At 39.0% G+C, this 19,319-nt stretch carries 24 protein-coding genes and 2 rRNA genes; 3 read left to right on the top strand and 23 right to left on the bottom strand.

The annotated features are described in order from the left end of the window. Positions 1–11: 11 nt before the first annotated feature. From F565_RS0116035 to F565_RS0116060, 7 genes are all read right to left on the bottom strand, one after another. Positions 12–404, bottom strand: coding sequence for a (R)-mandelonitrile lyase (locus tag F565_RS0116035; protein ID WP_020214262.1), 393 nt, complete (start codon positions 402–404; stop codon positions 12–14). 19 nt (positions 405–423) lie between these two features. After that, the gene (locus F565_RS23340; protein ID WP_262486805.1) at positions 424–702 is read right to left on the bottom strand and encodes an aldo/keto reductase; all 279 of its coding nucleotides are present in this window, start codon (positions 700–702) and stop codon (positions 424–426) included. A gap of 4 nt (positions 703–706) precedes the next feature. Next, complete coding sequence (locus tag F565_RS21830; protein WP_262486804.1) at positions 707–1,423, bottom strand: aldo/keto reductase; 717 nt, start codon at positions 1,421–1,423, stop codon at positions 707–709. Positions 1,424–1,442: 19 nt separating this feature from the next. After that, on the bottom strand, positions 1,443–2,063 hold the full coding sequence (locus F565_RS0116045; protein ID WP_020214263.1) for a flavodoxin family protein: 621 nt from the start codon (positions 2,061–2,063) through the stop codon (positions 1,443–1,445). Positions 2,064–2,133: 70 nt separating this feature from the next. After that, complete coding sequence (locus F565_RS0116050) at positions 2,134–2,508, bottom strand: nuclear transport factor 2 family protein (RefSeq protein WP_020214264.1); 375 nt, start codon at positions 2,506–2,508, stop codon at positions 2,134–2,136. A 37-nt stretch (positions 2,509–2,545) separates the two neighbouring features. Further along, a complete protein-coding gene (locus F565_RS0116055) occupies positions 2,546–3,523 on the bottom strand; it encodes an aldo/keto reductase (protein ID WP_020214265.1) in 978 nt (325 codons plus the stop codon). Positions 3,524–3,547: 24 nt separating this feature from the next. After that, entirely contained in the window at positions 3,548–4,393 is an 846-nt protein-coding gene (locus F565_RS0116060) for an aldo/keto reductase (RefSeq protein ID WP_020214266.1), read from the bottom strand. 163 nt (positions 4,394–4,556) lie between these two features. Between F565_RS0116060 and F565_RS0116065 the strand changes: the two genes are divergently transcribed. After that, positions 4,557–5,477 (top strand): helix-turn-helix domain-containing protein, encoded by a 921-nt coding sequence (locus tag F565_RS0116065; protein ID WP_020214267.1) that lies wholly within the window; start codon positions 4,557–4,559, stop codon positions 5,475–5,477. A gap of 483 nt (positions 5,478–5,960) precedes the next feature. Here F565_RS0116065 and F565_RS0116070 read toward each other — a convergent pair whose 3' ends face one another. Next, positions 5,961–7,598, bottom strand: coding sequence for an ABC-F family ATP-binding cassette domain-containing protein (locus F565_RS0116070; protein WP_020214268.1), 1,638 nt, complete (start codon positions 7,596–7,598; stop codon positions 5,961–5,963). A gap of 185 nt (positions 7,599–7,783) precedes the next feature. Here F565_RS0116070 and F565_RS0116075 point away from each other — a divergent pair, with 185 nt between their 5' ends. Next, positions 7,784–7,984 (top strand): hypothetical protein, encoded by a 201-nt coding sequence (locus F565_RS0116075; protein ID WP_020214269.1) that lies wholly within the window; start codon positions 7,784–7,786, stop codon positions 7,982–7,984. Between the two features lie 30 nt (positions 7,985–8,014). Here F565_RS0116075 and F565_RS0116080 read toward each other — a convergent pair whose 3' ends face one another. The 13 genes from F565_RS0116080 to F565_RS23445 all read right to left on the bottom strand — a co-directional run bounded on the left by F565_RS0116080 (position 8,015) and on the right by F565_RS23445 (position 18,324). Beyond that, on the bottom strand, positions 8,015–8,608 hold the full coding sequence (locus tag F565_RS0116080) for a Uma2 family endonuclease (RefSeq protein ID WP_020214270.1): 594 nt from the start codon (positions 8,606–8,608) through the stop codon (positions 8,015–8,017). Positions 8,609–8,650: 42 nt separating this feature from the next. Then, a complete protein-coding gene (locus F565_RS0116085; protein ID WP_020214271.1) occupies positions 8,651–9,148 on the bottom strand; it encodes a hypothetical protein in 498 nt (165 codons plus the stop codon). A 10-nt stretch (positions 9,149–9,158) separates the two neighbouring features. Beyond that, positions 9,159–9,377, bottom strand: coding sequence for a putative signal transducing protein (locus tag F565_RS0116090; protein ID WP_026300110.1), 219 nt, complete (start codon positions 9,375–9,377; stop codon positions 9,159–9,161). Between the two features lie 12 nt (positions 9,378–9,389). Beyond that, on the bottom strand, positions 9,390–10,064 hold the full coding sequence (locus tag F565_RS0116095) for a DEAD/DEAH box helicase (protein WP_020214273.1): 675 nt from the start codon (positions 10,062–10,064) through the stop codon (positions 9,390–9,392). A gap of 127 nt (positions 10,065–10,191) precedes the next feature. Next, positions 10,192–10,668, bottom strand: coding sequence for a hypothetical protein (locus tag F565_RS0116100; protein ID WP_020214274.1), 477 nt, complete (start codon positions 10,666–10,668; stop codon positions 10,192–10,194). Between the two features lie 36 nt (positions 10,669–10,704). Then, positions 10,705–11,868 (bottom strand): sigma-54-dependent transcriptional regulator, encoded by a 1,164-nt coding sequence (locus tag F565_RS0116105; RefSeq protein WP_020214275.1) that lies wholly within the window; start codon positions 11,866–11,868, stop codon positions 10,705–10,707. Between the two features lie 208 nt (positions 11,869–12,076). Then, positions 12,077–13,375 carry an ABC transporter permease gene (locus tag F565_RS0116110; RefSeq protein ID WP_020214276.1) on the bottom strand — a complete coding sequence of 433 codons (1,299 nt, stop codon included), beginning with the start codon at positions 13,373–13,375 and terminating at the stop codon, positions 12,077–12,079. Beyond that, the gene (locus F565_RS0116115) at positions 13,375–14,304 is read right to left on the bottom strand and encodes an ABC transporter ATP-binding protein (protein ID WP_020214277.1); all 930 of its coding nucleotides are present in this window, start codon (positions 14,302–14,304) and stop codon (positions 13,375–13,377) included. Before F565_RS0116115 ends, F565_RS0116110 begins: the two co-directional genes overlap by 1 nt. 199 nt (positions 14,305–14,503) lie before the next feature. After that, on the bottom strand, positions 14,504–15,634 hold the full coding sequence (dnaJ, locus tag F565_RS0116120) for a molecular chaperone DnaJ (protein ID WP_020214278.1): 1,131 nt from the start codon (positions 15,632–15,634) through the stop codon (positions 14,504–14,506). A 32-nt stretch (positions 15,635–15,666) separates the two neighbouring features. Further along, on the bottom strand, positions 15,667–16,263 hold the full coding sequence (locus F565_RS0116125; protein WP_020214279.1) for a nucleotide exchange factor GrpE: 597 nt from the start codon (positions 16,261–16,263) through the stop codon (positions 15,667–15,669). A 324-nt stretch (positions 16,264–16,587) separates the two neighbouring features. Continuing rightward, positions 16,588–17,496 (bottom strand): TIGR01777 family oxidoreductase, encoded by a 909-nt coding sequence (locus F565_RS0116130; protein WP_020214280.1) that lies wholly within the window; start codon positions 17,494–17,496, stop codon positions 16,588–16,590. Between the two features lie 329 nt (positions 17,497–17,825). Next, positions 17,826–18,041: an SDR family oxidoreductase gene (locus tag F565_RS0116135; protein WP_020214281.1), complete on the bottom strand. Its 216-nt coding sequence runs from the start codon at positions 18,039–18,041 to the stop codon at positions 17,826–17,828. A 34-nt stretch (positions 18,042–18,075) separates the two neighbouring features. After that, positions 18,076–18,324: an SDR family NAD(P)-dependent oxidoreductase gene (locus F565_RS23445; RefSeq protein WP_081621354.1), complete on the bottom strand. Its 249-nt coding sequence runs from the start codon at positions 18,322–18,324 to the stop codon at positions 18,076–18,078. A 56-nt stretch (positions 18,325–18,380) separates the two neighbouring features. Here F565_RS23445 and F565_RS23260 point away from each other — a divergent pair, with 56 nt between their 5' ends. Further along, positions 18,381–18,794 (top strand): winged helix-turn-helix transcriptional regulator, encoded by a 414-nt coding sequence (locus F565_RS23260; RefSeq protein ID WP_020214282.1) that lies wholly within the window; start codon positions 18,381–18,383, stop codon positions 18,792–18,794. A 61-nt stretch (positions 18,795–18,855) separates the two neighbouring features. On the opposite strand, the gene rrf is transcribed toward F565_RS23260, so the two are convergent. After that, positions 18,856–18,964, bottom strand: a 5S ribosomal RNA gene (gene rrf / locus F565_RS0116145). Positions 18,965–19,109: 145 nt separating this feature from the next. Then, positions 19,110–19,319 (bottom strand): 23S ribosomal RNA (locus tag F565_RS0116150); the annotation flags it as partial.

Raw genomic sequence — 19,319 nt, forward strand, 5'->3', positions numbered from 1 at the left:
TGTCGTTTTGTTTAACTGTTATATTCCGCATCAGTTACAGGTTCCAGCCATTCGGTTTTATCCTCATCCCTGTCGGGAACCATGGCAACATGCCTCATGGCACTTTCGTGTGATGCACCGTGCCAGTGCTTTACATTCTTAGGTATTTTTACCACATCGCCTTCGTTAATTACAACCTTAGGCTGTCCTTCTTCCTGGTAATAGCCTTTTCCTTCTACCACCGTGAGTATCTGCCCGGAGGTATGTGTGTGCCAGTTAGTCCTTGCCTTAGCATCGAAGCTTACAATAGCCATAATTGCATTAATATCCTCCTCTGGAGTGATAAGCGTTTTTACATGTACCGTACCCGTAAAATAATTTGCAGGTCCGGGTACACCTTTCTCTTTGAAAGATTTTATATCCATGATATGTATATTTTATTGATTAAAGCCCTGTCATTTTTTCCAATTGCTCAGGGTAGCGCGTACCTTCAATTTTGATTGCAGCGGCCGCAAATTCAATATCACTTAAGTCTTGTTTAGTAAGTTCAATATTTACCGACCCCAGGTTTTCTTCCAGCCTGTGTAGTTTGGTTGTTCCCGGTATTGGCACGATCCATGGTTTTTGAGCCAGTAACCATGCCAGGGCTATCTGTGCCGGCGTAGCGTCTTTTTCTTGGGCAACTTTAGTAAGGAGGTCAATTAATGCCTGGTTGGCCTGCATAGCCTCAGGGGGTAAATCGGGGAAGGTTGGCACGAAAATCGTTACTTTCAATTTTAGTACCGGCATTCATAGTACCTGTAAGGAAACCTTTGCCCAGTGGACTATAAGGCACAAAACCAATACCTAATTCCTCAAGTGTTGGGATAACCGCTTCTTCCGGGCGGCGTGTCCATAACGAGTACTCGCTTTGTAAAGCTGTTACGGACTGTACTGCATGGGCACGGCGAATAGTGTCTGCACCGGCTTCTGAAAGTCCGAAATGTTTCACTTTACCTTCTGCTATCAGGTCTTTAACCGCACCGGCCACATCTTCAATAGGTACGTTAGGGTCTACACGGTGCTGGTAAAAAAGGTCGATAGCCTCAACTCTCAGGCTTTTTAAAGAGGCCTCAGCTACCTTTTTAATCTGTGCCGGCGTACTGTTAAGCCCGGCCATTTTGCCATCAACGATATTAAATCCGAATTTAGTAGCAATAACCACTTCGTTTTTAAAAGGCTCCAGTGCCTCGCCAACTAACTGCTCGTTGGTATAAGGTCCATATACTTCAGCAGTATCAAAGAAAGTAACCCCACGCTCTACGGCGGCGCGAAGCAGTGCTATAGATTCACTTTTATCTAAAGAATGACCATACGAGAAGTTTAATCCCATACACCCAAAACCTAATGCGGAAACTTCGAGGCCGCTATTACCCAGCGTACGTTTTTGAATATCTGTTTTCATAATTTTATATTTCTAACTTTTATAATAGTTTAATTTTTTGCAGCCAGCTTTTTATTTTTCCTTCCGCTTCCTCCTCTTTTTTTCCCTCCATCACAAATAAAACGCCATCCCGCTCTATTCCGCCTTTTATAGAAAACCCCTCTAATACAGTACTTTTTGGGCAAAATTCTTTCACGGTTTCAAAGCTGCTCCCAATGCCATAACCTGCATTGGTGTTAAAGGGTACGACTGTTTTACCACTAAGGTTGTATTCACTTAAAAAACTTTTCATGGGTGGCGGCAGCTGCATTCCCCACGTGGGAGCCCCTACAAATATGATATCGTATTTTGAAATATTGTTAATCTTCGTTTTTAAGGGCGGCAGGTATCCTGTCTCGTTCTCTTTACTTACCTGGTCTACGGTTATTTTATAATCAGCAGGATAAGGTGTTTCCAGTTCCAGTGCCACCAGATCGCCACCAACATTTCTTTGGATAATTTGTGCAACGGCTTTAGTGTTGTTTGTGCGGGATACATATACAATCAGTATTTTTTTGCCGGGCACAACTTCCTGTGCTTTTGAACAGGACGACCCCATTACCATTACCATAAGCAACAATCTTACTATCTTATGCTGCTTACTTTTTTTAATAGAGTCCATATTTATGATTTTTAGTTAACTATTTTTTTTTCCGGAATTCCACCGTATAAGGCTCAACAGATACCTAACCTTAAAAAGTGGTAGCGACTGACTTTAAAAAAATCCAGGTGCCGTCATGTTTTTCGAGCTGCATTGTTTGCTGTAATCGCCAGTTATTCCGCATACCCCAAATCCTGGCATCCAGGATGCTTTGGCCTACAAAACGTGCTTTGTCTCCCTCTATTTCAATAGAAGTTTTTACTTCGGTATACGAATAGTATTTCATTTGCTCACTCTCAATCTCTGAAAGCCATTCCGCTTTTGACTGTACAAATCCGGTTATATGTGTTAAGGTGAAATGGGTATCTAAAATTGTGTGCAGTGCTGCTATATCCCTCTTAATCATCAAATCTGTCAATTGGCGGGTTATGGCAAGTACCGGAATTTTTTCATCAGTAGCATCCATTATTAAAGAATTTGTTTATCTGGAAATCCTCTGTTTATTAATCTTCTGAAAGTCCAAGAAGCTCATCGTTAAGCCGTGCCCCCTGAAAAGTAATACCGGCAAGACCTTCTTCAATTTCCTGCAAATCTTCCGTTGTAAGGGCAATATTCACCGATTTGATATTATCATCTAAATATTCGATCTTGTCCATTCCCGGAATGGGTACTATAAACGGTTTTTGAGCCATCAGCCAGGCAAGTGCAATTTGCACAGGTGTGCCGTTTTTTCGGTTTGCTATTTTTGTAAGTAATTCTACAACCGGCATATTTGCCCTAATAGCATCGGGGGTAAATCTTGGGAACACAGCCCTTAAATCGGTGTCGCTGTCAAATTTTATATCGGGGGTAATTTTTCCTGTCAAAAAACCGGTTCCTATAGGAGCCCACGGCACGAATCCAATACCTAATGCTTCACATAATGGTAAAACTTTTTCTTCAGGTTCTCTTGTCCAGATAGAGTACTGGTTTTGTACAGCTGATACGCTTTGTACCGAATGCGCTTTTTTAATTGTTTCCTCCCCGGCCTCTGAAAGGCCAAAATATTTTACCTTTCCTTCTTTTATCAGGTCTGCCACAGTACCTGCAACGTCTTCTATTGGTACATTTGGGTCTACCCGGTGCTGGTAAAAAAGGTCGATGTAATCTGTTTTTAGTCTTCTAAGGGATTCTTCAGCAACCTTACGGATGTGTTCCGGCCTGCTGTTGATACCGGTATCGGATATCATCCCAAACTTAGTAGCAATAATTACTTTATCACGGATGGGTTGCAATGCCAGCCCGACCAACTCTTCATTGGTGTAAGGTCCATACGCCTCAGCAGTATCAAAAAAGGTGATCCCTTTTTCATAGCCCGCCCTGATTACTTTTATACCTTCGTTTACATCTGCTGCCTTACCTGTACCAAAGCTAAGGTTCATACATCCCATTCCAAGTGCCGACACTTCAAGACCGCTGTTTCCTAATTTACGCTTTTCCATTTTTATGTGTTGTTGCAACTATTATTAAAATTGTACTGTCCCCAGCCATTTTACTATTGCCGGGTCACGATGGTCGAAGAAAACGCTCGTTCCTGTATCCAGGCCAGCAAACGCATTCATATCCTCAGCGGTAAGCTCAAAATCAAAAATGTCAATATTTTCAATGATCCTGGGTTTGTTTACTGATTTTGGAATAACTACAACACCGCGCTGCGTAAGCCAGCGCAGTATTACCTGTGCTACTGATTTATTGTACTTAGATGCTATATCTTTAAGTAATTCGTTATTAAAAATATCATTCTTACCTTCTGCAAATGGCCCCCACGATTGTATCTGTACGCCATTCTCCTCAAGGAATTCCTGTGTCTGAATCTGTTGGTTGAAAGGATGTGTCTCGATTTGGTTTACTGCAGGAACTACTGTATTGTGCACTATTAGATCCATGATACGGTCAGGCTGAAAATTACTCACACCAATTGCCCGTATTTTACCTTCGTTGTAAAGCTCTTCCATAGCCCTCCAGGCACCATAGTAATCTCCAAACGGCTGGTGAATAAGATACAGGTCGAGGTAGTCCAGGCCAAGGTTGTGCAGTGATTTTTCAAAAGCTTTTTTTGCGCTGTCGTAACCTGCATCCTGTATCCAGAGTTTTGTGGTTATAAATAAATCTTCACGGTTAACACCGCTTCGTTTAATAGCTTTGCCTACAGCCTGTTCATTGCCGTAAGCGGCAGCGGTATCAATAAGACGGTAGCCCGCTTGCAATGCGTCAAATACACTTCTTTCGCATTCTTCCAGGTCAGAAATTTGATAAACGCCAAATCCAAGGATTGGCATTTTAATGTTGTTGTTCAATGTGATATATTTCATGATCTACGTGTTTAACTAATTTGTACAATGCAAATTTCCGATGTAAATCCTCCGCAGGCTGTATACAGATTACGGTATTACTTACCATTATTACTGATTAGTATCCTCGCCATGAGTCACTTGTTAAAAAAGCTTTAAATTTGTTGAAGAAAAGAAACAGATTATGGAAAGGATCATAAATTTTGATAGTGTGCATGATTATAATGCATTCAATAATAACGAAACGTTACACCCGCTAATAAGCATTGTAGACCTGTCTAAAGCAGATCCGCGTTCGCATTACAAAATGAATTTTGGGCTTTTTTGTATTATCCTTAAAGAGATAAAATGCGGCGATTTAAAATATGGCAATAATTATTACGATTACCAGGAAGGCACCCTGGTGTTCTTTGCCCCCGGGCAGGTTATTGAAGTGGATGCTAATGGCGAAATATACCAGCCTGTAGGGAAAGCCCTGATATTTCACCCCGATTTTCTGCACGGTACCGCACTGGGCAAACATATGGACGATTATAGCTTTTTTTCCTATAATACTAATGAAGCGTTACACCTATCTGAGAAGGAACGTAAAATTATTTTAGATTGCTTCGCGAAAATTGAATATGAGCTGGAGCAGTCAATTGATAAGCATAGCAAAACCCTTATAGCTTCTAATATAGAATTGTTCCTAAATTACTGCACGCGTTTTTACGACAGGCAGTTTATTACCCGCGATACCGTGCACAAAGGCGTATTAGAGCGGTTTGAAGATTTGCTTAACGGATATTTTACGTCGGACAGGCCCCGTACAGAAGGCCTGCCTTCTGTGGCGTGGTGTGCAGACCAACTAAACTTGTCGGCTAACTATTTTGGTGACCTGGTTAAAAAAGAAACCGGAAAGTCAGCACAGGAATATATACAGGCCAAGGTCATCAACATCGCCAAGGAGCGAATTTTTAACATTAATAAATCAGTAAGCGAAATAGCCTATGACTTAGGTTTTAAATACCCACAGCATTTTACAAGACTTTTTAAGCAGCGTGTGGGATGTACGCCAAGTGAGTTTAGGAAGTCAAATGAAGACATGATTTTTTCCAGTAATTAAGCCTGTCTTTAGCGTATTATGTATTCAATTGGTTCGTGACTAACATTTAAACTTCTGCTGCAACAACACTTTCGAGATAACACACAAAAGAGCCTCCTCTGTTTTGATGCGGCTTCTTTTTTAACCTATTTCAGTACTTCATCAAGGAAAATCAGTGTGTGACTCCACGCTCGCTTAGCAACTGGATAAGATAAAAAATGACCCGGATCTGGTACATCTTTTACCAACCAAAAATAAGAAGTAAATGTAATATTAATTTACATCTAACCGGAAAATGTCCGATTTCGCAATAATATTAAGCGATAAAATTATGTTGAAAATATGTTTTAATTAAGGTATACTACCTCATTTTACAGGACTAATTTGGAGCAAAAAATATTTATAGAAAGCTTTATATAACTTGCCTTTTCCCGTACTGCATAAATTACAAGTAAAAGAAAAGGCAGGAGTATTCTATTATAAATATCAATGTATATTTAAAAGCTATTTTCTTTCTATATCTCTTAAATTTTCCATCTTTTTAAGCTCAAGGAAACCTTTAATGCCTTCAAAATGTTCTTTAACGCGTTTGTTACCGAATTCAAAAACCTTTGTTACAAGGCCGTCAAGGAAATCCCTATCGTGAGATACCAATATCAAAGTACCATCAAATGCATTAAGGGCATCTTTAATAATATCCTTGGTTTTCATGTCAAGGTGGTTGGTAGGCTCATCCAGGATAAGCAGGTTAACCGGCTCCAGCAATAATTTAATCATTGCCAAACGGGTTTTCTCTCCCCCCGAAAGTACCTTAACCTTTTTTGTGGTATCATCTCCACTAAACATAAAAGCTCCCAATATCGTTTTTATTTGCGTGCGGATATCACCTTCTGCAATGCGGTCTATCGTTTCAAAAACAGTAAGGTTTTCATCGAGCATTGCTGCCTGGTTTTGTGCAAAATATCCTATTTGTATATTATGTCCCAGTTCTAATTTACCACTATCATAACCTATCTCGTTCATAATGGCCTTTACCATGGTAGATTTACCCTCGCCGTTCCTGCCCACAAACGCCAGCTTTTGCCCACGCTCTATAACCATAGAGGCATTGTTAAAAACAACATGGTCGCCATACGCTTTAGTCAGCTCATTAACCACAACAGGATATTGACCGGAACGCACTGATGATGGAAACTTAAGCCTTAGGGCCGATGTATCAACTTCGTCTACCTCAACGAGAACCAGTTTTTCGAGCATTCGCACGCGGGACTGCACTTGCTCAGTTTTAGAGAAAGTACCCCTAAAACGCTCAATAAACGCCTGGTTATCTGCAATTAATTTTTGCTGCTCGTCATATGCCTTTTGCTGATGCACACGGCGGTCTTTGCGCAATTCTAAGTAGTGCGAATATTTAGCTTTATAATCGTATATCCTTCCCATAGTAACTTCTATGGTGCGGGTTGTAATATTATCTACAAAAGCCCTGTCGTGGCTAATTACCATAACGGCCTTTGCACTGTTTACAAGAAAATCCTCCAGCCACTGTATACTTTCTATATCCATGTGGTTGGTAGGTTCATCCAGCAATATAAGGTCGGGTTTTTGAAGGAGTATCTTTGCAAGTTCTATGCGCATGCGCCATCCGCCGCTAAACTCAGATGTTTGCCTTGTAAAATCCTCACGGGTAAAACCCATGCCTATAAGTACTTTTTCTACCTCTGCTACATAATTTATTTCTTCTATCGAATAAAATTTCTCGCTAAGCTCTGATACCTTCTCGATGATCTTATAATACTCATCCGATTCATAATCAGTACGCACCGTAAGTTCTTCGTTAAGCGCATCTATCTCAGCCTTCATTTTAAAAATGGATGCAAACGCCTTAGATGTTTCTTCAAACACGGTAGCATTGTCATGCGTAAGCAAATGCTGTGGCAAATATGCTATAACAGTACCTTTAGGTGCAGATATATTACCTGATGATGGTTTACTTTCGCCGGCTATAATTTTAAGCAGGGTCGATTTTCCGGCACCATTTTTACCCATAAGGGCTATTTTGTCGGTCTCGTTTATAGAGAACGAAACATCGCTAAAAAGTGTGGTACCGCCAAACTGTACCGAAATAGAATCTACTGTAATCATCAGGGATATTTTTTAAAGCCGCAAAGATAGATAATTAGCGAAGGCAGCGAAACAGAAATTTACATATTTAATGGATTATCAAATTGCCAATCTCAAAAAAAAATCTTAAATTAGATATACAGTTACTTATTTAGCAAGGCTATTTTGTAATTGTACGTTTAATGTATAACCTAAATTTTTAAGTCATGAAAAAGTGGGTTCGCTCCGGCCTTGTGTGGGCCGGTATATTATATATAATTACCATGGGATTTTTTCCCATTATAGATCATGAAGGTTTTAACCTCGAAAAGTTATTGCTTGGTTTACCACTGTGGGCAGTGGTAGGATTAATTATAGGGTATCTTTTTGAGAAGAAGCCAAGACGCAAAAAAATAATTAAGCCCTGACTGGGCTTATTTTTTGGATAACTTTAATGACTATTCAAAAATTGCTGCAACATCAAAGTTAAGTTCAGGAAACAAAGGACTTTGTATAACATCATCTGTAGTAAGTGGCCTTTGCCCTATTAATTTTTTATTATGTAAATAATAAACAAATATTGCTTTTTGGGTAGGTTCCACTATCCAGTATTCTTTAACACCAGCTTCCTCATAGAGGTTAAACTTAATGCCCATTTCTTTTTTAGAATTTCCCGGAGACAATATTTCTATAACAAGGTCCGGGGCACCATTACAGCCTCTTTCATCCAGTTTTTCTTCGTCGCAAATAATACAAAGATCCGGCTGAACTACAGTAAAAATATCATTATCAGGAGTGCTTAATTTTTTATTAAGCAGCCTGACATCAAAAGGAGCCGAATAAACACTACAGCTTTTATACTCAAAATACTTATACAGATTAAAAAATAACTTCCCAGAAATATTTTGATGAAGCCTTCCTGGTGCAGGACTCATTTTAAAAATTTTGCCCTTAAGCAATTCCAGCCTGTCCTGAAACTTCCATGTAAGATAATCAGCATAAGAATATACCTTATCTAAATCAAGTTGCTCAATATTGGTTATTGGTGCCATGAGAAAAGCGTTTATGTAAAAATAGCATTTTTAAACAAATATCTACTTAAAAAGTAATCCCTCTCCTTGCATTATCTGCACCGCCTTTTGTGTTTCATTATTTCCGTTAGATAATGATCCCGGAAGCATGATTAACCGTTTTTTTATTTTGCCATTTTCATCTTCAAAGTAAATTTCAAAATAAGAGCGTGTTATTCCCGGTTGAGCATTTTTAAAAGTAACCGATTTTATTTTGCTTCTTTCTATAACCGAAGCAGTAGAATTATTAATGCTCGTAGCAATAGCATAAATATTAAATATAACTACTAAAGAATATAAGACAGCCCATACCGTTTCGCCTCTACTAAACATAGTAAAAGCTTTATAGGCAAAGTAAATGGTAAGGAGGCCGTAAATTATTAACGTCCTGCCAATGGATTTTGTTTTACCCGGTACTGCATTAGCGGCACTACCGGCAATACCGTCGCGGGTTAAAACTATTTTATCAGGTAATATGTGGCAAAATCCTGTCTTTGTACGGAATATTTTTTCTTCACTCATGATGAAATAGTTACTCTCCCATTTTAAAAGCTTCTATAATAGGTTCAGCCTTAGCCATGTTGTATTCTTCAACAAAAACCTCTACTGCCTGGCCTGATTGACCAAAACCTGATATCCTTGCCGCCTGAATGTTATTTTTAACCACAACACCTATACCTGCTGCCTCAATGCGCGATTGTAAAGCCATTGCTAAAATTTCGCTCCCTGAAAATATTTTCTTTAATCCCATGATCTTTTTTAGTTATTCGGTTTCATTAGTTTCTGTATCCTCTTCATTATCTTCTTCTTCTTCTTGATCCTCTTCTTCGTCAAACTCAAAAAAAGTGGGTTCTATCATTATTTTATCGGCAAGTGCTTCTACCCTGTCAGATGATGCGCTGGTATAAAAAAGCCTTTGTGTTTTTGGTATACCGTCGCTCATACGCATAATACGCACGTCATGGCGCAGTTTCAGTATCTCATAGGCATCATCAAGGATAAACATTTTAAGCTGGTTAACATCAAAACCTGCCGATGCAAACATATCGCTAAGCCTTTGTGGCGTACCTATAAGCACATCTATACCCAGTGATATCTGATTTTTATCGTAGTCAAGGTCACCTTTTTCATGTACACCATATAGCCTAAGGTCGGTATTGCGGCCAAACAGTTTAAACTGTTCCATCATTTCCAGCACCTTTTCTTTAGTCTGCACAATTATAAGGGCGCGGGGCGACTCCTCAAACTCTTTTTCAAGCTTTTGTATTACGTTGATTACAATAGCGGTACTCTTGCCCTGTGTATCATCGGCAATAAGTACACAGTCGGCACCACTTTTTATGGTACCAAACGTTGCTTTTTGTAACTCTGTAGGTTGGGTAAAGCCCGCATCTTCAAGCGCTTCAGACAGGCCCGGATTTATTTTTTTCAGAAACATAGTTTAATTTTTTACCACGAATTACACTAATTATCACAAATTTTAATAGTCTAAAACTAAAATAATTGGTGGAATTTGTGCAATTCGTGGCAAAGATACTATTTACTAAGCGAACAAGCTAATAGCCTCAATTGTATATTGCTTTAACTGCTGTTTTATTTTCTTTATTACGCTCAATTTCTGCTTTTTTGATATTAGATATACGATAGATATTGTGATAGTTGCCTTTAAATTTATCTTCCCATTTGATAAAATCAATATTGTTATTAAATTCTTCTATCTTAAATACATCACTCGCACTAACAGTTTTAAATAAACCACCCATAGGTACTATCTTGACAATTTTATCTTCTTTAAAAACCAAATAGCCATCTACAAAACCATCAAAACCCCTATAACTTACTTTAATATTTGCATTGGGCAATATATTCCTGCTATTATAATTTCCGTAATAAAAACCAATATCATTACCTCTGTCTACCCGCGTTATAGTAACACCATCATAACTATAATGAATAAAATGATCTTCTTCTACGCACGACACAAAAGCGAAGAATAGTATGGCTATAAAAAGTTTATGCATCGCAGAGCTTACTATCAGCATTATTCATAATAAAATAATAGTGTAATTTATACTAAATTATTTACTGGCGAACAACCTTACATCGGTTTCTGATATTTCGCTGCTGCCAAGTATTATAAGGCGCTCTACAACATTGCGCAGTTCGCGAATGTTACCTGTCCAGTCATATTCCTGCAATAATTTAATAGCATCGGCCGAGAAACTCTTTTGCGCAGTCCCCTGTTCTGTAGCTATTTTTTCGGCAAAATACTCTATTAATAAAGGTATATCGTCCCTCCTGTCATTAAGTGCCGGTACTTTTACAAGTATTACCGCAAGGCGGTGGTATAAATCTTCACGAAAACGCCCTTCGGCAATTTCTTTTTTAAGGTCTTTATTGGTTGCCGCAATAACGCGTACATCTACCCGAATATCTTTCTCGGCACCCACACGCTGTATCATATTTTCTTGCAAAGCCCTAAGTACTTTTGCCTGCGCCGACATGCTCATATCGCCTATCTCGTCAAGAAAAATAGTACCTTTGTCGGCTGCTTCAAACTTACCCGCACGGTCTTTAACTGCACTGGTAAAGGCTCCTTTTACGTGGCCAAAAAGTTCGCTCTCAATAAGTTCGGATGGGATTGCTGCACAGTTAACCTCTATAAAAGGCTGCGGGGCACGTTCGCTTTTTTCGTGCAGCCAGTGTGCCACAAGCTCTTTACCGGTACCGTTAGGCCCGGTTATAAGCACGCGCGCATCTGTAGGGGCTACCTTTTCTATAATTTGTTTTATGTGGTTTATGGGTTCGCTATTGCCCACCATTTCGTAACTTTTGCTTACTTTCTTTTTCAGCATTTTGTTTTCTACCACAAGCACTTTACGGTCTAACGCGTTACGTACCGTATTAAGCAGGCGGTTAAGATCGGGCGGTTTAGAAATGTAATCAAAAGCACCAAGACGCATGGTATTAATGGCTGTTTCCAGGTCGCCATGGCCGGATATCATTACAAACGGTATTTCGGGCTTAAACTTTTTAACGGCTTCCAGCACTTCAACACCATCCATTTTAGGCATCTTTATATCGCAAAGTACAAGGTCGTAATCATCGGCTTTAATTTTCTCAAGCCCCTGCAGGCCATCTTCAGCCTCGTCTACTGTATACGTATCATTTTCTTCCCTGAGTATTTTACCCAGCACACGGCGTATGGCAGACTCGTCTTCTATAATTAATATTTTGGGCATCTTTCTTTTAGATTTTTGGATGATGGGATTGTATTATTGCTTATGCAATACTACAGACCCGATTTAAAAGTAACAAATAGTGCGAAGCATAGCAAATAATCTAAAAAAGTTTTAACTATTTACGCTGCTTCGCACTACTGTAAACTGCAATTATAATAAATGTATCAGCGGCAATCTGAAAAACTGTGACTGCGACTGTAAACTAATCTTAATACTTAAGCCACTTATAAATTTCTTTATACGTAGGTTTCTTGCCATACATTAAAATACCTATGCGGTAAATTTTTGCTGCAAACCATACCACGCCAAAAAATGTTGCAAATAGTATAGCCATAGAAAGCGCGATTTGCCAAAGCGGCACGCCAAAAGGCAATCGCATCATCATTACAATGGGCGATGTAAGCGGTATCATAGAGAATACCGTTGCCACGGTGCCATGAGGGTCATTCATTACGGTAAAGAAGCCTACATAAACACCAAGCATAAGCGGAAGGATAATAGGCAACAGGAATTGCTGAGAGTCAGTCTCGCTATCTACAGCTGCACCAATAGAGGCATATATAGAGCTGTATAAAAAGAAACCTCCTATAAAAAATATAAGGAATGATAATAGCATGGTTGCCCATGGCAAAGTTAATATCTCTGTAATATATACCTGCATTTCTTCTGTTTTGCTTGTGCCTGCGGCTATCATATCCGGCGATACTGCCGATGCTGCTCCCATTTTTAGGCCAAAGAAGCCCATAGCTACCGTAAGCAGTATACCACCTAAAACTGCCCAGATTAAAAATTGCAGTATACCCGCAAGTGAAGTTCCTATTATTTTACCCATCATAAGTTTAAACGGCTTGACAGATGATATAATGATTTCTATAATGCGGTTGGTTTTTTCTTCTATAACACTACGCATTACCATGTTGCCATAAATAATTATAAACATCATGATAAGGTAGCCAAAGCCGAAACCTATAAACACCTTAAGATAGTTAAACCATTTAAAACTTTTCTCTCCGGAGAATTTACTAAGCTTAACCTCGGCTTTAGTTTTAGCGGCATCAATAGCCTTGTAGTCTATATTTGCTTTTACAAGGTTTTGTTTAGTGAGGTTGTCGTTAACAACATCCTCTATTTTATCAACTAATTCCATCGATGGACTATCGTTAGAAATATACTCCACTTTATTAACCAACTCTTTAGAGTCGGCCACATTAGGGACAAAAATTAGGCCCTCGTAGTTTTCAGCAGCTTCTTTTTTTGCTTTGTCCAGTGGAAGTTTAGACAAATCTGTAAAGGCCGTTTTTTTATCTGATTTAAAATCTTTAGTAAATACACCGGCAGGGTCATAAAGTGCTATTTTCTCAACTTCATCGCCGTTTACACTTGCCAGATAGCCTACTAAAGCTCCCATAGCTACAAACAGTATAGGGCTAAGAAACGTCATCACTATAAACGACTTGTTGCGCACCTTGGCGTTAAATTCTCTTTTTATAATTAAAGACAGACTCATTAGTTCTTTTTGCTTACGGTTTCTATAAATATATCATTTACACTTGGTATCTTTTCTACAAAATACGTCACGTCGCCTTTATCCATAAGATAACTAAGCAACTCGCGCGGCGGCGTGCCCTGTGGCAGCGCTACTTGTAGTTTAAGTTCGTCATCGAGCGTTTTAAAGTTCGCCTGGGTGGTTTGGTATTTAGTACTGATATCTGCCAGCAGGTGCTGAAAGTTAGTTGGCGCGATACCCACCTCAAAAGTATTGGTACGGTATTGTTTTTTAACTTCATTAAGCGGGCCTTCAATAAGTTTGTTAGACTGGTGAATCAGCGCAATGTGGTCGCACATATCTTCTACACTTTCCATGCGGTGGGTAGAAAAAATAATGGTAGTGCCCTTATCGCGAAGTTCCATTATCTCATCTTTTATAAGATTGGCATTTACAGGGTCAAATCCACTAAAAGGCTCATCAAGGATAAGCAGCTTGGGTTGGTGCAGGACCGTTACCACAAACTGTATCTTCTGCGCCATCCCCTTAGACAGTTCCTGGATCTTTTTATCCCACCATCCTTGTATGTCCAGTTTATTAAACCAGTAATCAAGCTGCTCTTTGGCTTCTTTTTTGGTAAGGCCTTTAAGCTGGGCAAGATACAAAGCCTGCTCCCCTACTTTCATAGATTTGTACAGACCACGCTCTTCGGGCATGTAGCCTATTTGTTTTATGTGTTGCGAACCCAGTTTTTCGCCATCAAGCAATACCTCACCGCCATCGGGCATGGTTATTTGGTTGATGATGCGTATAAGCGAGGTTTTTCCTGCACCGTTAGGACCTAAAAGGCCATATATGCTCCCTTGTGGAACAGAAAGCGAAACACTGTTTAAAGCCGTATAATCGCCATACTGCTTTACAACATTTTTTACTTCTAAGATTGGTTTCATTAAATTTGAATTGCAAGTTGTAAAAATAACGATTATAAGACGCACATTTCTTAAAATGTTACATTAATAATTTGGGAATATAAAAATTGCCTAAAAACAAAAAACCCTCCCTTATTTGCATAAGGAAGGGAAAAATTGCTATGAAAAAGAAAATCACTAGCGAACTAGTGAGATTCAAATATAATAAAGTTTTCTTAAATTATGAAAACATATCCTTAACTTTTTCAAAAAAAGATTTATCGCTCTTTTCCGGGTGTGGAGCAAAGTTATCATCTGTTAACGATTTTTCGAAAAACTGACGCTGCTCTTTACTTAACGTTTTAGGTGTCCATACATTAACATGTACTAAAAGGTCGCCGCTGCCGTAGCTGTTAAGGCTTGGTATACCTTTACCTTTAAGCCTTAATATTTTGCCGCTTTGTATACCTTCTTCCAGCTTAATCCTTACTTTACCGGTAACTGTTTCAATATCTCTCGATGTACCAAGTACAGCCTCGGCTACACTAATATAAAGATCCAGGTGAAGGTTTTCGCCCTCACGCTTAAGGCTTTCATGCTCTACCTCTTCTATAGCGACAATAAGATCTCCGGCTACACTGTTGTTGCCCGGAGCATCATTACCTTTACCGCTTACTTTAAGCTGCATCCCGTCAGACACTCCTGCAGGAATTTTTATAGATACCGTTTCATCTTCCATTACCATACCCTGCGCATCGGCATGATTAGGTTTAGACTCTATGATCTGGCCGCTACCGCCACAGGTATGACAGGTGGATGCTGTTTGCATCCTGCCAAGAATGGTATTTGTTACCTTCATAACCTGCCCGGCGCCATTACAGGTAGGGCATGTTTTAAAGCTAACACCGGCAGCCTGTATTTTACGTTTTACTTTTACTTTCTTCTCTACGCCATTGGCAATTTCATCCAGCGTAAGCTTTACTTTTATGCGAAGGTTGCTTCCTTTTACCCTGCGCTGGCCACCGCCGCCGCCAAATCCGCCGAAACCACCACCAAATCCGCCTCCGCCAAAGATGTCTCCAAACTGGCTAAAGATGTCATCCATGTTCATACCGCCGCCATGGAAACCACCACCGCCACCGCCGCCGCCATTAAAGGCTGCATGGCCATACTGGTCATAACGCGCTTTTTTATCAGCATCGCTTAGTATTTCATACGCTTCGGCTGCAGTTTTAAAATTCTCTTCTGCCTCTTTGTTGCCGGGGTTTTTATCAGGGTGAAATTCAATAGCTTTTTTACGGTAAGCCTTTTTAATTTGCTCTGCCGTAGCGCCTTTTTGTATCCCTAATACCTCGTAATAATCCTTTTTCATCTCACCTTCCGTTTTTAAACTGCCTCAAATTATTAATTACCCAAAACTACTTTAGGGAAACGGATAATTTTGTCGCCCAGTTTATATCCTTTTTCTATTACGTCTACAATTTTACCTTTTAGCTTATCTGTTGGTGCAGGAATAGACGTTATAGCCTCGGCAAAATCTGCATTAAATGCATCACCTGCTTTAATTTCTACCTGTTCTAATCCTTTAGAAACTAAAGTATCTTTAAGTTTATTGTGTATAAGCTCTACGCCTTTAAAAAGAACGTCGTCTTCGCTTTTTGCAATTTGCACCAATGCCCTGTCAAAATCGTCAAGTACAGGCAATAAAGACTGTAACACATCCTGGTTAGCTGTTTTAAACAGGTCTATCCTCTCTTTAGAGGTACGTTTTTTATAGTTTTCGAACTCTGCAAACAGGCGCAAAAATTTATCTTTCTCTGCAGCAAGGTCTTCCCTAAGTTTTTCTTCCTCGGTCAGTTCTTCTGCCGAACCTATTCCAGCTTCGGTCGCTGCATCAGCAGTGTTAGTGGTATCATCATTAACTATTTGTTCATGTGTTATTTCTTTTTCCACTTTTTCAGAATTATCCTGGCTCATATTTTTAAATATTTTCTTAAACATTACTTTTGTTGTATAGTCGCTAAAGCGAAATGCAAAAGTTTTGCCAAAAGCAGAAAAATGTCAAATTGGCAGGATAAAGAGAGTATTAGATGGTAGATTTGAGATAATAGACTAAAGGAGTTTACAACATAAAAACATAGGCCTTAGTTAGGATTGAGGCCAGATAGAAATAAATTTTTAGCACAGGCTTATTTTAACCCCTCTAATCTAATTGTTGCCTATCCAGCTCCTTTTTTAGAAAATGCTTTATATATGTCCTGTGTTATAAGTTTTACTTTTTTTATTAAGACACTTTAAACCAATAAAAAAACCGCCATAAGGCGGTTAGTTAAGAAGGGCATTTTTAATTGCTTTCTCGAGCGAGAGGTACTTAAACTGGTATCCCTCTGCTATTATTTTTTTTGCGCTTACATTCTGGCTGGTAAAAAGCAGTGTATGCATTTCTCCTAAAACAAGTTCCATTGCAAACTCCGGAATGTTAGGCATAAAGTATGGTTTATCTAATACATTAGCTATGGTTTTTACCAATTCTTCCTGGCTAACCGGAAATGGCGCTACAGCATTATATACACCCTCAAGTTCATTTTCAAGTACATACATGTAAATACCGGTAAGGTCACTATGATGTATCCAGGATTGTATTTGCCTGCCACTGCCAAAAGCGGTACCCAAACCAAATTTTGTTGGCCCGGCAAGCTCCTTTAGTACACCATCATCGCCCGATAGTACTAAACCTGTCCTTATCTTAGCTACCTTTATACCAAGGCTCGCTATGCTATCTTCAGCAGCTTCCCACTTTTGTACTACGATACCCAAAAAAGAATTATCAGTTTCTGTATCATCTTCGCTGTAAACCTTATCAAGGCTGTCTGGATAAATTCCTGTTGCCGATGCCCCTATAAAATGGTACACATTATTTGTATTTTCATTAAGCACCTTATAGAGCAGGTTCGTACTTAGTATACGGCTTTCTACAATTTCTTCCTTATACGCCGGTGTCCAGCGTTTAGAGATAGTAGCGCCCGCAAGATGAATTATCGCATCTACACCATTAATGGATGCTTGGTCTATTTCTCCCTTTTTAGGATTCCACAAAAATCCTTTATAGTTTTCTTCGTTTTGTAACTTGTCTTTAGATGTTGTGAGGTAGTTAATATGAATACCATTCTTTAGCAAGAGCGACACCAGTTCTTTACCCACAAGCCCGGTAGCTCCGGTTATTAAAACTTTCATATTCTTTTTGCTGTAAATTTAAATCTCATACTACCAAGTTTGCGTTAATAATAATATGTTTAACGTATATTTATGAATTGCACAATTTGAGAGCTTTTGTATTAACACTCCATTCGCGAAGTTAAATATAGTTATTATATATTTTCAGTTTTAAATTACCTAAATATCTATAATTCAGGCTTAACAAAACTGTTAACGTGATTGCTAGCACAATAGCCGATTATAAATAAAAAAGAAGCCGCCTCAATTTAATATTAAGACAGCATAGCTCTGAACGTTTACTACCAAAAATTCAGATTGCTTATCATAATACCTTTAGATTTTTAAGGTTATACAACAGGAAGGCTCCCTCCATCAATTAGGTAGTTTGTTCCTGTATGATATGCGGCTGACGGCGAAACGAGAAAATGTACCAGCGATGCAATTTCATCCGGCCCTGCCGATCTTCCCATAGGGATACCCCCAAATTGGCTCATCATTTGCATAAGTGCATCTTTAATCGGAATTCCTAAAGCATTCGTATAGTCTTCAATAAATTTTTCCATAGTGCCCTGTCTAATCTTATTGCTGCCTATAAATTCAACTGAAGCTCATTTTCCAGTCTTCATTGCTAAATGCGCTAAAGCCACCGCCCGGCGTGTTAAGGCCACCAATCTTATCAATTAAGATATCAATCCCGCCAAATAATTCACTAATTTGTCTTGCCAGGTTGGAAACCTCATTGCCTTTTGTCAGGTCGGCTGCAATAAAATGATAATCCGGATTTAAGTCTAATGACTGATTTCTGGCTGTTACAATAACCTTCGCGCCTGCCTGGAAATTTTGTATTCTTCTAAATTTATATTTATGGAACGCAACATTTTAAAGATCTCATGACAAATTCTATGAGCGGTATATCGCCTAAAGTACTGTCTAAAGAATTACAGGATTTTGAAGAAAATCTGTTAATTACAAGAACCGTAAATAAAACAAAGCCTGTTACAGTTTCGTATGCACTTACAGAGCATGCGGCCGCAACGCATCCGGTTATAAATGCATTAATAGCATTCGGCTTAAAGCACCGGATTGAAATTAAGAAAGTAAGTCTTTTAATACTATATCAAAAACTCTATAGAATAATTATCAAGCAATCCTTAACTATTTTAACAACAGAAGTAACAATGCTTCAGCAGATCCTTTCGATGCAAAAACAGAGGACTTTAGAAGTAAATTTAGGGATTATACGTTGTGTAAAATTATTTAATTTGAGGGTAATTTATATGCATAAATTGCCAATCCCACATTTGGTATTGATCTAATTTTCATAATTTCTATAAAACAAAAAGCCCTTTATCTATACGGATAAAGGGCTTTTAAAAAGAAAGGCGATGACATACTCTCCCACAAACTGCAGTACCATCTGCGCAGGCGGGCTTAACTACTCTGTTCGGGATGGGAAGAGGTGAGCCCCGCCGCAATAATCACCTTAAAAGGTTCATTGCTTTGGACAATGATTTACGCGTATACCGTTAACTATGAACTGTAAACCGTAAACTAATAATATTAACATACTGAGATAAAGAAAAAATAGTATTTAGAAAGTTCTTCCCCCGCTTTACAGCGGGGAAAAGAGCGTACATAAGCTTACAGGTTATTAGTACTACTCGACTATGACATTACTGCCTTTACATCTATAGCCTATCAACGTGGTCATCTTCCACGACCTTTAAAAGAAATCTCATCTTGTGGTGGGTTTCGCGCTTATATGCTTTCAGCGCTTATCCCTTCCAAACGTAGCTACTCTGCGATGCTCCTGGCGGAACAACAGATACACCAGAGGTTTG

It is taken from the genome of Flavobacterium rivuli WB 3.3-2 = DSM 21788 (assembly GCF_000378485.1).
GTDB lineage: Bacteria > Bacteroidota > Bacteroidia > Flavobacteriales > Flavobacteriaceae > Flavobacterium > Flavobacterium rivuli.

Bases quoted from the DNA above. Each gene is read 5' to 3' on its own strand.
- F565_RS0116035 (WP_020214262.1), bottom strand. From the start codon at position 404: ATGGATATAAAATCTTTCAAAGAGAAAGGTGTACCCGGACCTGCAAAT.
- F565_RS23340 (WP_262486805.1), bottom strand. From the start codon at position 702: ATGCAGGCCAACCAGGCATTAATTGACCTCCTTACTAAAGTTGCCCAA.
- F565_RS21830 (WP_262486804.1), bottom strand. From the start codon at position 1,423: ATGAAAACAGATATTCAAAAACGTACGCTGGGTAATAGCGGCCTCGAA.
- F565_RS0116045 (WP_020214263.1), bottom strand. From the start codon at position 2,063: ATGGACTCTATTAAAAAAAGTAAGCAGCATAAGATAGTAAGATTGTTG.
- F565_RS0116050 (WP_020214264.1), bottom strand. From the start codon at position 2,508: ATGGATGCTACTGATGAAAAAATTCCGGTACTTGCCATAACCCGCCAA.
- F565_RS0116055 (WP_020214265.1), bottom strand. From the start codon at position 3,523: ATGGAAAAGCGTAAATTAGGAAACAGCGGTCTTGAAGTGTCGGCACTT.
- F565_RS0116060 (WP_020214266.1), bottom strand. From the start codon at position 4,393: ATGAAATATATCACATTGAACAACAACATTAAAATGCCAATCCTTGGA.
- F565_RS0116065 (WP_020214267.1), top strand. From the start codon at position 4,557: ATGGAAAGGATCATAAATTTTGATAGTGTGCATGATTATAATGCATTC.
- F565_RS0116070 (WP_020214268.1), bottom strand. From the start codon at position 7,598: ATGATTACAGTAGATTCTATTTCGGTACAGTTTGGCGGTACCACACTT.
- F565_RS0116075 (WP_020214269.1), top strand. From the start codon at position 7,784: ATGAAAAAGTGGGTTCGCTCCGGCCTTGTGTGGGCCGGTATATTATAT.
- F565_RS0116080 (WP_020214270.1), bottom strand. From the start codon at position 8,608: ATGGCACCAATAACCAATATTGAGCAACTTGATTTAGATAAGGTATAT.
- F565_RS0116085 (WP_020214271.1), bottom strand. From the start codon at position 9,148: ATGAGTGAAGAAAAAATATTCCGTACAAAGACAGGATTTTGCCACATA.
- F565_RS0116090 (WP_026300110.1), bottom strand. From the start codon at position 9,377: ATGGGATTAAAGAAAATATTTTCAGGGAGCGAAATTTTAGCAATGGCT.
- F565_RS0116095 (WP_020214273.1), bottom strand. From the start codon at position 10,064: ATGTTTCTGAAAAAAATAAATCCGGGCCTGTCTGAAGCGCTTGAAGAT.
- F565_RS0116100 (WP_020214274.1), bottom strand. From the start codon at position 10,668: ATGCTGATAGTAAGCTCTGCGATGCATAAACTTTTTATAGCCATACTA.
- F565_RS0116105 (WP_020214275.1), bottom strand. From the start codon at position 11,868: ATGCCCAAAATATTAATTATAGAAGACGAGTCTGCCATACGCCGTGTG.
- F565_RS0116110 (WP_020214276.1), bottom strand. From the start codon at position 13,375: ATGAGTCTGTCTTTAATTATAAAAAGAGAATTTAACGCCAAGGTGCGC.
- F565_RS0116115 (WP_020214277.1), bottom strand. From the start codon at position 14,304: ATGAAACCAATCTTAGAAGTAAAAAATGTTGTAAAGCAGTATGGCGAT.
- dnaJ (WP_020214278.1), bottom strand. From the start codon at position 15,634: ATGAAAAAGGATTATTACGAGGTATTAGGGATACAAAAAGGCGCTACG.
- F565_RS0116125 (WP_020214279.1), bottom strand. From the start codon at position 16,263: ATGTTTAAGAAAATATTTAAAAATATGAGCCAGGATAATTCTGAAAAA.
- F565_RS0116130 (WP_020214280.1), bottom strand. From the start codon at position 17,496: ATGAAAGTTTTAATAACCGGAGCTACCGGGCTTGTGGGTAAAGAACTG.
- F565_RS0116135 (WP_020214281.1), bottom strand. From the start codon at position 18,041: ATGGAAAAATTTATTGAAGACTATACGAATGCTTTAGGAATTCCGATT.
- F565_RS23260 (WP_020214282.1), top strand. From the start codon at position 18,381: ATGAGCGGTATATCGCCTAAAGTACTGTCTAAAGAATTACAGGATTTT.